This window comes from Plantactinospora sp. KBS50, assembly GCF_002285795.1.
Classification (GTDB): Bacteria; Actinomycetota; Actinomycetes; order Mycobacteriales; family Micromonosporaceae; genus KBS50.
Genome location: NZ_CP022961.1, coordinates 140,922 through 153,763 on the forward strand (window position 1 = coordinate 140,922; position 12,842 = coordinate 153,763).

Genomic DNA, 12,842 nt, shown 5'->3' on the forward strand with positions numbered 1-12,842 from the left:
GCTGGAACGCCGACGACCCCGCGCCGCTGTTGCGGGCGCGGGGTCGTCGGATGAGGAGTCGGGGAAGGTCGTTGGGATCAGCGGAACTGACGCAGGTACGCCGTCATGATCTCCTGGGCCAGGGCCGGCGAGTTGGCGGAGCTCAGCGCGCGGTCGATGGCGCGAGCGCGGCGGCTGGCGTCCCGGCGGTTGCGGATCCGGTTCATCATGCTCATGTCGTGTCCCCCCGGACGGTGCGATGCTTTCTGGTTCGACTCCATTGTGCCGCATCGGTCGACGGGAATCCAACGATTGTTAGGTGAGCTGCGACACCGGCCGAAGAATCATCGGTATGTCTGGCAGGTGGCCGAGCTTTCGTGGAGATGAACGCAACCGGTGCTCCCGGTGATGCCCCCGGAAACGCGGCCGGGCCGGCCATCCCAGCCACCGCAGCCACCCCCGCTCCGGTGCGCGTCCGCGCGGCCGGCCCCGACGCACGGACCGGTGGGCTCGGTCAGCCGAGCCCACCGGTCCGGTGGATCATCCGTCCGCCGGGCGCGCCCGGCCGACCTGCCTCAGGTCCAGGCCAGCAGCGACGCCTCCGGGTCGGCCAGGAACGCTCCGATGTCGGCGAGGAACCGCGACCCCAGCTCACCGTCGATGATCCGGTGGTCGAACGAGAGCCCGAGCGTGGTGACCTGGCGCGGCTTGACCTTGCCCTTGTGCACCCACGGCATTTCCCGGACGGCACCGAACGCGAGGATGGCCGACTCGCCCGGCGGCAGGATCGGGGTGCCGGTGTCCACGCCGAAGACGCCGACGTTCGTGATGGTCAGCGTGCCGCCGGCCATGTCCGCCGGAGCCGTACGGCCGGACTTGGCCGTCTGCACCAGACCGGTCATGGCGTCGGCCAACTCCCGCAGCGAGAGCCGACCGGCGTCCTTGATGTTCGGCACGATCAGTCCGCGCTCGGTGGCCGCCGCGATGCCGAGGTTCACGTACTCCTTCACCACGATCTCGTCGCCGGCCCAGGCCGAGTTGACCATCGGATGCCGGCGGACCGCCAGCAGCACCGCCTTGGCCACCAGCAGCAGCGGCGACACCCGCACGTCCCGCCAGTCGCGCCGGGCACGCAGCCGGTCCAACGCCCGCATCGAGCGGGTCACGTCCACCGTCAGGAACTCCGTGACGTGCGGGGCCGTGAACGCCGACCGGGCCATGTTCTCGGCCGTCAGCTTGCGTACCCCCTTGACCGGGATCCGCTGCTCGCGGTCCGCGCCGAAGCTCGGCGCGGACCCCGCGGGGCGGCTCGGGGCCGGCGCGGTCGCCGCCGCACCGGGCTCGCCGTCGGCGGCCCGCTGCACGTCCTCGCGGGTGATCGAGCCCAGCGGACCCGACCCGGCCAGCGCACCCAGGTCGACGCCCAGGTCCCGGGCCAGCCGGCGGACCGGGGGCTTGGCCAGCACCACCGCCCCGTTGCGGCCCTGCGGGGCGGCCGGCGCCGGCGCGGGCGTCGCGGCCGGTGCGGCGGTCGGCGTACCCGGAGCCGCCTTGCGCGGGCGCCGCTTGGCCGCCGCGGTCCGCGGACCGTAGCCGACCAGCACCGGGGTACGGGCCGGCGCCGGGCTGCCCACCATGCCCGGCTCGATGGCGCCCTCCGCGGGCGCGATCTGCACGGCGGCCAGCGACGCGGCCGACGGCGTGGGCAGTTCCGAGCCGGGCTGACCGGTCGTCGTCGCCTCCGGCACCGGCCCGGCGCCGGGCTGGGTGTCGATCGCGATGATCGGCGTGCCGACCTCGACGGTCGCGCCCTCGTCCTGGAAGATCGCGTGCACCTGGCCGGCCCACTTGGCCGGGATCTCGACCGCGGCCTTCGCGGTCTCCACCTCGACGATCGGCTGGTTCAGCTCGATCGTGTCGCCGACCGAGACCATCCACTTGAGGATCTCACCCTCGGTGAGCCCCTCACCGAGGTCGGGAAGCGGGAACTCCTTGATTCGCGACATGCCGCTCACCAGCCGAAGGTGCGGTCGACGGCGTCGAGCACCCGGTCGAGGTCCGGCAGGTACTCCTCCTCCACCCGGGACGCCGGGTACGGGGTGTCGTAGCCGGTCACCCGCAGCACCGGCGCCTCCAGCGAGTAGAAGCACTCCTCGGTGATTCGGGCCGCGATCTCGGAGCCAAGGCCGAGGTTGCCCGGTGCCTCGTGCACCACGACACAGCGGCCGGTGCGGCGGACCGACTCGTACACCGCGCCGAGGTCCAGCGGGGAGAGCGTACGCAGGTCGACCACCTCCAGCTCGCGGCCGTCCTCGGCCGCGGCGGTCGCCGCGTCCAGCGCCACCCGGACCATCGGGCCGTAGGCCAGCACGGTCGCGTCGGTGCCGGGCCGCACCACCCGCGCGGCGTGCAGCGGGTACGCCCCGGACAGCGGCGCGTCCAGGTCGACCGGTCCCTTCTCCCAGTACCGCCGCTTCGGCTCCAGGAAGACGATCGGGTCGTCCGAGGCGACGGCCTGCTGGATCATCGAGTAGGCGTCCTGCGGGTTGGCGCAGGTGACCACCTTCAGCCCGGCGGTGTGCGCGAAGTACGCCTCCGGGGACTCCGAGTGGTGCTCCACCGCACCGATCCCGCCGCCGTACGGGATGCGGATCACCATGGGGATCCGCACCTTGCCCTGCGACCGGTAGTGCAGCTTCGCGACCTGCGAGACGATCTGGTCGTACGCCGGGTAGACGAAACCGTCGAACTGGATCTCGCACACCGGCCGGTAGCCGCGGATGGCCAGGCCGACCGCGGTGCCGATGATGCCGGACTCGGCCAGCGGGGTGTCGATCACCCGCTGGTCGCCGAAGTCCTTCTGCAACCCGTCGGTGATCCGGAAGACGCCGCCGAGCTTGCCGACGTCCTCGCCCATGATGACGACCTTGGGGTCGCTCTCCAACGCCCGGCGCAGGCCCGTGTTCAGGGCCTTGCCCACGGTGAGGGTCTCGGTGGCCATCAGTGCACGCTCCCCTCGAACGACTCCAGGTACCGGCTGAGCCCCTCCCGCTGCGTGTCGAGTTCGGCCGACCCGTGCGGGTAGACGTGGTCGAACATGCTGACCGGCTCGGGGTTGGGCATCTCCAGCACCCGCTCGCGCAGGTGCACCGCTTCCCGCCTGGCCTGCTCGTCCACCTCGGCGAAGAACGCGTCGTCGGCGAGCTGCTGCCGGGTCAGGAAGGCGCGCATCCGGGCGATCGGGTCCTTGGCCTGCCACGCCTCGACCTCGCTGGCGATCCGGTACCGGGTGGGATCGTCGGAGGTGGTGTGCGCGCCCATCCGGTACGTGTACGCCTCGATCAGCGCCGGTCCCTGGCCCAGCCGGGCGTTGTCCAGCGCGTGCCGGGTCACCGCGTACGAGGCCAGCACGTCGTTGCCGTCCACCCGGACGCCCGGGAAGCCGAACCCGGCGGCCCGCTGGTAGAGCGGGATCCGGGTCTGCCGCTCCAGCGGCTCCGAGATCGCGTACTGGTTGTTCTGGCAGAAGAACACGAGGGGGGCGTTGAACACGCCGGCCCAGACGAACGCCTCGTTGACGTCGCCCTGGCTGGTGGCGCCGTCGCCGAAGTAGGCGATCACCGCCTCGCCGTCCTCGCTGCCGGTTTTGCCGTCCATCGTCACGCCCATCGCGTACCCGGTGGCGTGCAGCGTCTGGGCACCGATGACGATCGTGTACATGTTGAACTTGAACTCGTTCGGGTCCCAGCCACCCTGGTCGACGCCGCGGAACAGGCCCAGCGGCATGATCGGGTCGATGCCCCGGCAGTAGAGCACGCCATGCTCACGGTAGGTCGGAAAGGCCATGTCCTGCGACCGCAGCGCCCGGCCGGAACCGACCTGGGCCGCCTCCTGCCCGAGCAGGCTGGCCCACAGGCCGAGTTCGCCCTGCCGCTGCAACGCCGTGGCCTCGGCGTCGAGCTTGCGGACCAGCACCAGATCCCGGTACAGCGAGCGGTACTCCGCGTCGGTGAAGTCGACGCGGTACTCCACGCCGTCCTGTCCGACGACGCTGTCGACGCGGTCGCCCTCGGGCGTCAGCAGTTGCACCGGCTCGCTGCTGGGCTGGCCGGCCGCCGGCCGCTTGGATCGGGATGGGGCCCGCTTGCCGCGGGCCGTGACCCCGGGGTCGCCCTTCGCCATGCGTCTCTCCTGTCCGTGTGTGCGCCGGCACCGGGGGTGGCCCGACCGCGCGTTCTGGCTCCGGCCCGGCTCCCCGCCCGGCCGGAGGTCTGGCACCGCGCCTAGCCCCGGTCCGGGGTTGCCGCGCGGACTGAACGGCTCTCCTGACACGTGACCCGGATCGCCGAACGTCGACATCCAGCCGCTCGCCGCCGGGTACGCGGACGGTCGCGGCTGCGGTGCCGTCAGTCCCATATTTGCAGAGGAGGTGAGCGGCTCCACAGATCGGTCCACCAAGCCTCTATCGAGAGCCGAGGTCTTCGCCTGACATGCCCGGTTTTGTGACCGGAGTCGTGGCCGATCCGGAAACTCGGCACGGTGACACGCTGTGTGGAAATGGAAAACCTTGTGTGACTGGGCCACGCTTTGCCCCGGCGATGCCACCCGAGGAGTCCGGATTCCGTCACAACTTCGCACCGGATCCGGATGCCGCCGATGACGTGCGCCCCGAGGAGTCCAACCCGTGCCCGAACCCGACCGGTACCGTCCGCTCGCCCGACACCGCGGGCCTGGTGGCGTGCACGCCGACCGCAGGGTCATCGGGGTGCACCGCGCGGACGGGCTGGCCGGCCCCGCCCGCCGCTACCTGCTGACCGTGGCGATGCTGGCCGGCACGGCGTCGCTGCCGATCCTGGCGGTGATCAGCGCCGGCTCGGCCACGGTCCGCAACACCGGCGGCGCCGCCGCGGAGCTGCCACCGTTCGTCGCACCCGAGTCCGAGGGGCCGGTGGTGGTCATCCCGCTGCCCCCGACCAGGCTGCCCGGTGACCCGCCGCCGTGGACCGGCGACGGGGACCGCGTGACGCCCTCGGCCGGTTCCGGACGCCGCGGCCCCACGCTCCCGAGCCCGTCGCGCGGCCCCGGAGCCCCCGTACCCCCGCCCGGCGGACCGGTGTCGACCTCGCCGCCCGATCCGCCGGGCGGGCCGCCAGGACCATCGCCGAGCGTTCCCGCGCCGACGGTGCCGGCGCCGGGCACCCCCGCGCCGACGGTTCCCGCGCCCACCGTCCCGCCGCCGGGCGGCACGCCGGAGCCGACGCCGACCGGCGGACCGGAGCCCACCCCCGGCGGGTCGCCGACCGGTACGCCCACCCCGTCAGCGTCGCCGACACCGGAACCCAGCGGGACCGCCGACCCCGGGCCCACCGGGACCGCGGACCCCACCGCAACCGCAGCGCCGGAGCCCACCCCGACGGCCGGGCCGAGCGCCACGGTCGCCCCGACGGGTGGGCCGACGCCCACGGCGACGGCCGTCCCGACCGGTCCGGCGCCGACCCCGACGGTCGGCCCCACGGCGACCTGTGACCCGACCGCGACGGCCGGACCCACGGCCGGACCCACGGCCGGACCCACCGCGTCGCCGTCGCCGTCGGTCGGGCAGACGCCGACGGTCGCACCCGCGCCGTCGGCCACGGTCGGGTCGTCGCCGACCGTCGGGTCGTCGCCGACCGTCGGGCCAACGCCGACCGTCGGGCCGACGCCGACGCCGACGCCGACGCCGATGCCGACGCCCGCGGCCGGGCCGGTGCCGAGCGTCGGAACCACCCGGTCAGCGGATCCCGACCCGCACCCGAGCCCCAGCCCGGGTGCCGGTCAGTCGTCGCCGAGCCGCTGACGGTTGGCCTCGATCCACGCCTCCAGGGCGTCCGGATCGTTCGGGTCCACCCCGTCGGCCATCAGTTGCGCCACCGCCGCCGTGGCCGGACTGCGCCGTTCCCCGGTGGTGTAGAGCCGGACGAACTCCGGGACCATGTCCTCGATCGCCCCGTCGGTCTGCGTCACGGCCTGCTCGGGCAGGCCACGCCGCCGGAGGGCGTAGGTGGCCCAGGCCCGGACCACCCGGGGCAGCATGGCGGCGTCGTCCATGTCGAGCACGGCCCGCCGGTGCACCCAGTCCAGCAGGAACAGGCCGGCGACCGCCGGGCTCCAGCGCATCGGGTCCGGTTCCGGCAGCGTGCTCGCGTGGTCGAGGACCAGGCTCAGACAGAAGTGCAGGGAGGCCAGGTCGGCCCCGTCCACCTCGTCGAGACGGTGCCGCCGGGCCTCCGGTGAGGCGAGGAACTCCCGCACGAGCCGGCCGCGTTCGTCGGCCGACAGCGGCTCCGGCTCCGGCACCGCGGTCAGCGGCGGCGCGGGCAGCAACGCCAGCCGGGCACCCACCAGCGCCCGGTCGGTGGCCAGCGAGCCCTCGTCGGGCAGCTCGGAGAGCCCGTCGGTGATGGCCAGGTGCCGGCTGACCTCGGCGCGCAGCCGTACCGGGTCCTCCGGCCGGAACCAGGTGAGATCGTCGCCGGCGCACATCTGCTTGACCTGGTCGAGGATGCCCGCCGCCGGTCCGCCGACGAAGACGTCCTTGGTGATCCCGATGTTGTGGTCGACCAGGGCCACCACGGCGTGCTCCGGTCCGCCGACCTCGGTGTCGCCGTAGGCGAAGGTGGCCAGGTAGGAGGTCTGGTCGCCGTACACGTCGCCGTAGGCGTAGCTGCCGGTCAGCCGTACCCGGCCCAACTCGCCGGACCACGGCGGCGCCTGGGCGCCGGGTTTGACCGTGCCCGCGCCGCTGGCGTCCGGGACGAGGACCGCGAAGATCCGCCGGATCGTGGTGGCGGCGGCGCTGCGGCGGCGGGTCGTGGCCGCCAGGAAGTCGCCGACGAAGCGGCGCACGGCGGCGCTGCGGTCCTCCTCGGCAAGGGCGTAGACGCTGCCCAGCAGCGCGGTGCCGAGCATCTCGGCATCCAGCGCGGAGTCGAGCCTGGTCACGTCGCGAGCGGCGTGCAGCACCGCTTCGTAGGGGGTCTGTGGCGTGGCCATGACCCGACCCTACGCCGGGCTCCGGGCGGAGAGCACCAGGAGCGCGGCGGGAATCGCTACGCCGAGGGCGGGCGCGAGCCGGCCGGTCCGCGGGTCGCCGTGGCCGAGCGGGCCGGGTCGGATCCGGTGGAACACCAGGTGGGCGGGGCTGGGGATCACCGGGCGGACCGGGCCGCCAGAAGCGCCTCCCGGGCCTGCTCGTACGCGGTGCGCACGGCGCGTACCGGTTTGATGACGTATCCGTCGGCCACGACCGACACGGCGGCCCGCAGCCGGCGCTGGGCCCGGCGCCGGGCACGCCGCGCGCCGAGCGTGATCAGGGGCCGGGCCAGCAGCCCGAGCAGCAGCCCGGCGAGCAGGCCGGCCAGCAGCAGCAGGGTGGGCAGCGGGACCTGCCCGATCATCGGGTACTCCAGCGGGGGCAGTCCCAGCGCCCGCACCGCGTACCCGACGATCAGCCAGCCGAGCCCGCCGGCCGCGGCCAGCGTGACCAGCCACTGCACGCCGCTGACCAGGCGCCACCAGACCGGCTTGCGGCGCAGCCCGAGGTCGGTGGAGCCGATCGCGCCGTCCAGCGCGTCGGGCAGGTCGGCCAGTCGGGACCGGGCGGCCGCCGCCACCGCGTCCGGCCACGGCTCCGGCAGGCCGTGGCCGGCCCGGTCGGCGACCCGGCGCACGGCGAGCCCGACGGCCGAGCGCTGCGCCGCGGTGGGGTCCGGTACGGAGGTGGCCGGGATCGGGTGCTCGACCGCCGGCTCGGTCGCACCGGCACCCGCACCCGAGGCCGGGCCGGGCAGGTGCAGCCGGCGCAGCGGGTCGGGGCGCAGCCGGCGCCAGCCGCGGACCAGCGGCCAGCCGGTCGAGCCGGCGGCCCGGTGCCGGTACGCCTTCTCGGTGGCCTCGACCACGGCCGACACCCCGGCCACCCCGGCCAGCGCGTCGGTGAGCCTGGGCAGGCTGGTCCGGTCCAGGTCGTCCGGCGGGGAGGAGGCGTCCATCATCGGAGCCAGCTCGTCCAGTACGGCGTCGGCGTCGCCGGAGAGCCGTCGCAGCGCGGCCTGGCGTTCGCCGACCGTGGTCTGGAGCGCGGCGTGCAGGTCGGTCAGGGCGGCCGGGTCCACGGCCGAGGTCGCCAGCACCGGCACTCCGGACAGGCCGTCGTCGTCCAGCAGCCGGCGGAGGTCGGCCAGCACCCGCTGCACGTCGGCCGGCGGCAGCAGGTCGGTCTGGTTGAGCACGACCACTGTGACGTCCCGGTGCCGGTGGAACTCCCGCAGGTAGCTCTCGTGCACCACCCGGTCGGCGTACTTCTGCGGGTCGACCACCCAGACCACCAGGTCGACGAGGCCGAGCAGCCGGTCCACCTCCCGGCGGTGGGCGTGCTGCACCGAGTCGAAGTCCGGCAGGTCGAGCAGGACCAGGCCACGCAGCCCGGCCTCGTCCTCGGCGTCCAGCGCGCTCTCCCGGACGAACCGGTTGCGCGGGAGCACGCCGAGCCAGTCCAGCAGCCGTCCGGCGCCGTCCGGTGCCCCCCAGACACAGGCGTAGGTGACCCCGGTGGTGGGCCGGCGTACGCCCACCGGGGAGAGGTCGATCCGGGCCAGCGCGTTGAACAGGCTGGACTTGCCGCTGCCGGTGGCACCGGCGAGCGCCACGACCGTGTGGTCGCGGGACAGTGCCAGCCGGTCGCCGGCCCGTTCGACCAGGGTGTGTGCCGGACCCAGCCGCTCGTCCGGCAGGTGCCCCTCGACGAGGTCGAGGAACCGGCGTACCGCGGCCACCCGGTCCAGCAGCACGTCCGGGTCGATCCGGCGGTCGCCGGTCAGCGCGTCCCGGAACCGGCCCATGATTCCGGTCACCGGTCGTCCCCGGGCAGCGTGAGCGGGGCGTCCGTGGTCAGGCCGGCGTGCTGGCGGGCCCGTTCGACGTCGGCCGCGGCGGTGCGCAGCCGCTGCGCCGCCGCGCCGTCCACCCCGGCCGCCGCGGTCCGGCCGTGGAACCGTTGCGCCTCCGCGTCCAGCAGTTCGGCCGCGCGGTTCAGCAGTTCCACCCGGGCGCGGGCGGCGAGGTTGCGGACCGCCTGGTCGCCGAAGATGGCCTGCAACACCACCTGGCCGGCCACCGTGGTGCCGGCGCCGGTGGCCACCTCCAGCCCGGTCGGGATGAAGGCCGTGGAGGCGAAGACCGCGATGGTGACGGCCAGCCCCATGGCGTTCACCGCGTACGCCGCGGTCCGCGCGATGAAGCGCCGGTCGCCGCCCTCGGTGCGGACCAGCTCCAGCACCCCGCGCTGCCACTCCCGCACCAGCCGCTCGGCGCGGTCCGGGAAGTCCGCGGCCGGTCGGGCCAGCGACGGGTCCAGCAGCCCCGCGCCGGCCGGGTGCGCCTGCCAGCCCGTGTACGCGGCCTCGGCGGCGTCGGCGGCCACCCCGCAGAGCAGGGTGACCAGTTGGGACTCGATGGCCGTCTGCAACTCCCGCCCCGGTGCCGGCCGGCCGGTGACCGCGGCGACCACCCGGTCCCGCAGCCGGCCGATCCGGGCCTCCAGGGTGCGGAACAGCTCGCCCGTGCCGACGAACTCCTGCCAGCGGGCCAGCACCTCGCCGCGGAGCAGCCGGCCGTCCCGGACGCCCTGCTCGACGGTGCGCCGCGCCTGCCGGTACGCCGCGGCCACCCGCTCGTCGAGGGTCGCGGCGGCCCGGGACTGGTCGTCCGCGCCGGCGGCGATGCGGCCGACGGCCGGGCCGAGCGCGGCCAGCGCGCCGTCCAGGGTCTGCCGGACCACCGCCCCCCGGGCCTGCCCGTCCGCGGCCAGTTGGTCGAACCAGCCGCGCAGCCCGCCGACCGCCCGCTCGGGCAGCAGGCCCTGACCGTCGACGGTGGTCTCGGGGAGCACGAACAGGGGCGCGGTCCCGAGGTCGTGCTCGGCCAGCATCTCGGCGAGGTGCTGGGCGATCTCGTCCGCCGCGGCGGCGGGTACCCGGTCCAGGACCAGGGCGATCACGGTGCCGCGTTCGCGGGCGGTGCGCAGCAGCTCCCAGGGCACCGCGTCGGCGTACCGGGCGGCGGTGGTGACGAACAGCCAGAGGTCGGCGGCGGCGAGCAGCTGCGCGGCGAGGGCCCGGTTGGCGTCCACCACCGAGTCGATGTCGGGGGCGTCGAGGAAGGCCAGCCCGGGGGTGAGGGCCGGGGCGGCGACCAGTTGCAGCGTGTGCGGGTCGGTGCCGGGCTGGTTGGTGCGGGTCAGCCCGGGCAGCAGGTCGCCCTGGCGGAACCAGGTGGAGTCGGCGGGGCTGCACACCAGCACCGGCGCCCGGGTGGTCGGCCGGAGCACGCCCGAGGCGCTCACCCGGGCCCGGACCAGGCTGTTGACCAGGGTCGACTTGCCGGCGCCGGTGGAACCGCCGACCACCACCAGCAGCGGCGCGTCCAGCCGGGCGAGCCGGGGCAGCAGGTAGTCGTCCAGTTGGCCGACGAGGGAGCGGATGCTCCGGGTGGCCTCCTGCGCCGAGGGCAGGACCAGCGGGAATGTGACGCCCTCCGCGGCGGCCCGCAGCTCGCCGAGGGCAGCCGGCAGATCGGGCTCGGCCTGGCCTGGGGTTTTGCTGGCTGAGCGCGGGGCAGGTTGGGTGGGCGGGAGCGCCGTGCTCGGCCCGGCCGGCTCGCCCTGGGTTGTCACGGGTAAAGGGTGCACGATCTATGCATCGCCGACAACCGGACACCCGGGATGAGTACCTGCGGGTCGCGGACATCCGGGTGCCGGAGGCGGAATATCCCTCCGGACGGTGAAGTTGCGTACAGGTGACTCAACCCCGACTTGACGATAGCGTTGATCGTGGCAGTATTGAGTCAGATGCACTCAACTTGGCCGGGCGAGGGCTGCTGCAACGCCCGCCACCTGCTCTAGAAACGAAGCGAGGAAGCGAAGATGGCACGTGCGGTCGGTATCGACCTCGGCACGACGAACTCCTGCGTCAGCGTTCTCGAGGGTGGCGAGCCCACCGTCATCGCGAACGCCGAGGGCTCGCGGACGACTCCGTCGATCGTCGCGTTCGCCCGCAACGGGGAGGTGCTCGTCGGCGAGGTCGCCAAGCGTCAGGCGGTGACCAACCCGGACCGGACCATCCGGTCGGTCAAGCGGGAGATTGGTACGAACTGGACCGTCGACATCGACGGGAAGAAGTACACGCCGCAGGAGATCTCCGCGCGGACGCTCATGAAGATCAAGCGGGACGCCGAGGCGTACCTGGGTGAGCAGATCACCGACGCGGTGATCACCGTGCCGGCGTACTTCAACGACGCCCAGCGGCAGGCCACCAAGGAAGCGGGCGAGATCGCCGGCTTCAACGTGCTGCGGATCGTGAACGAGCCGACCGCGGCGGCCCTGGCCTACGGCCTCGACAAGGGCTCCAAGGAGCAGACCGTCCTGGTGTTCGACCTGGGTGGTGGCACCTTCGACGTGTCGCTGCTGGAGCTGGCCGAGGGCGTCATCGAGGTCAAGTCCACCAGCGGTGACAACCACCTCGGTGGGGACGACTGGGACCAGCGGATCATCGACCACCTGGTCAAGACCTTCCGTGGCGAGCAGGGCATCGACCTGTCCCAGGACAAGATGGCCATGCAGCGGCTCCGCGAGGCCGCCGAGAAGGCCAAGATCGAGCTGTCCGCCGCCACCACCACGAACATCAACCTGCCGTACATCACCGCGGGGCAGGCCGGCCCGCTGCACCTGGACGTGACGCTGAGCCGGGCCGAGTTCCAGCGGATGAGCCAGGACCTGCTGGACCGCTGCAAGGGCCCGTTCGAGCAGGCGATCAAGGATGCCGGGATCAAGGTCGCCGACGTCGACCACGTGATCCTGGTCGGTGGGTCGACCCGGATGCCGGCCGTGACCGATCTGGTCAAGCAGCTCACCGGCAAGGAGCCCAACAAGGGCGTCAACCCGGACGAGGTCGTGGCCGTGGGCGCCGCGCTGCAGGCGGGCGTGCTCAAGGGCGAGGTCAAGGACGTCCTGCTGCTGGACGTCACCCCGCTGAGCCTGGGCATCGAGACCAAGGGCGGCATCTTCACCAAGCTGATCGAGCGCAACACCACCATCCCGACCAAGCGGTCCGAGGTGTTCACCACCGCCGACGACAACCAGCCGTCGGTGCTGATCCAGGTGTTCCAGGGTGAGCGGGAGATCGCCGCGTACAACAAGAAGCTCGGCACCTTCGAGCTGACCGGCCTGCCGCCGGCGCCGCGTGGCGTGCCGCAGATCGAGGTCGCGTTCGACATCGACGCCAACGGCATCGTGCACGTCCACGCGAAGGACCTCGGCACCGGCAAGGAGCAGTCGATGACCATCACCGGCGGCTCGGCGCTGCCGAAGGACGACATCGAGCGGATGATGCGGGACGCCCAGGACCACGCCGACGACGACAAGCGGCGGCGCGAGGAGGCCGAGACCCGCAACCTCGCCGAGCAGCTCCAGTGGCAGACCGAGAAGTTCCTGGCCGAGAGCGGCGACAAGCTGCCGGCGGAGAACCGCGACCAGATCAACGAGGCGCTCGGCGACCTGCGCGGTGCGCTCGGCGGGAGTGACCTGGAGAAGATCAAGTCGGCGCACGAGAAGCTGGCCGAGGTCTCCCAGCAGGCCGGTTCGCTGCTCTACGCGCAGCAGCAGGCCGACGCCGGCCAGCAGGGCGGTCCGGATGCCGCGGGTGCCGCGGGCGCCGGAGCGGGCGCGGGCGCCGGAGCGAGCGGTGGTGCCGGCCAGTCGGCCGGGGCGGACGATGTCGTCGACGCGGAGATCGTGGACGAGGACGACAAGAAGTGACCTGTCGGTCCAC

The 12,842-nt window shown here is 73.6% G+C and carries 10 protein-coding genes; 1 reads left to right on the forward strand and 9 read right to left on the reverse strand.

Annotation, left to right across the window (positions count from 1 at the left end; genetic code table 11):
* Positions 1–77: 77 nt before the first annotated feature.
* From CIK06_RS29725 to CIK06_RS00685, 9 genes are all read right to left on the reverse strand, one after another.
* A complete protein-coding gene (locus tag CIK06_RS29725) occupies positions 78–215 on the reverse strand; it encodes a hypothetical protein (protein WP_198348059.1) in 138 nt (45 codons plus the stop codon).
* A gap of 339 nt (positions 216–554) precedes the next feature.
* On the reverse strand, positions 555–1,985 hold the full coding sequence (locus CIK06_RS00655) for a dihydrolipoamide acetyltransferase family protein (protein ID WP_095567458.1): 1,431 nt from the start codon (positions 1,983–1,985) through the stop codon (positions 555–557).
* 5 nt (positions 1,986–1,990) lie between these two features.
* Positions 1,991–2,980, reverse strand: coding sequence for an alpha-ketoacid dehydrogenase subunit beta (locus CIK06_RS00660; protein WP_095563171.1), 990 nt, complete (start codon positions 2,978–2,980; stop codon positions 1,991–1,993).
* Positions 2,980–4,161 (reverse strand): pyruvate dehydrogenase (acetyl-transferring) E1 component subunit alpha, encoded by a 1,182-nt coding sequence (pdhA, locus tag CIK06_RS00665; protein ID WP_095563172.1) that lies wholly within the window; start codon positions 4,159–4,161, stop codon positions 2,980–2,982. Before pdhA ends, CIK06_RS00660 begins: the two co-directional genes overlap by 1 nt.
* 621 nt (positions 4,162–4,782) lie before the next feature.
* On the reverse strand, positions 4,783–5,745 hold the full coding sequence (locus CIK06_RS00670) for a hypothetical protein (protein WP_095563173.1): 963 nt from the start codon (positions 5,743–5,745) through the stop codon (positions 4,783–4,785).
* Positions 5,746–5,793: 48 nt separating this feature from the next.
* The gene (locus CIK06_RS00675; protein WP_095563174.1) at positions 5,794–7,011 is read right to left on the reverse strand and encodes a hypothetical protein; all 1,218 of its coding nucleotides are present in this window, start codon (positions 7,009–7,011) and stop codon (positions 5,794–5,796) included.
* A 9-nt stretch (positions 7,012–7,020) separates the two neighbouring features.
* Positions 7,021–7,170 carry a hypothetical protein gene (locus tag CIK06_RS29030; RefSeq protein ID WP_157756554.1) on the reverse strand — a complete coding sequence of 50 codons (150 nt, stop codon included), beginning with the start codon at positions 7,168–7,170 and terminating at the stop codon, positions 7,021–7,023.
* Positions 7,167–8,858 (reverse strand): GTPase, encoded by a 1,692-nt coding sequence (locus CIK06_RS00680; protein WP_095563175.1) that lies wholly within the window; start codon positions 8,856–8,858, stop codon positions 7,167–7,169. The genes CIK06_RS29030 and CIK06_RS00680 overlap by 4 nt, the downstream gene beginning before the upstream one ends.
* 8 nt (positions 8,859–8,866) lie before the next feature.
* Complete coding sequence (locus CIK06_RS00685) at positions 8,867–10,690, reverse strand: ABC transporter (protein WP_157756555.1); 1,824 nt, start codon at positions 10,688–10,690, stop codon at positions 8,867–8,869.
* Positions 10,691–10,939: 249 nt separating this feature from the next.
* Between CIK06_RS00685 and dnaK the strand changes: the two genes are divergently transcribed.
* On the forward strand, positions 10,940–12,829 hold the full coding sequence (gene dnaK, locus CIK06_RS00690) for a molecular chaperone DnaK (protein WP_095563176.1): 1,890 nt from the start codon (positions 10,940–10,942) through the stop codon (positions 12,827–12,829).
* Positions 12,830–12,842 lie beyond the last annotated feature (13 nt).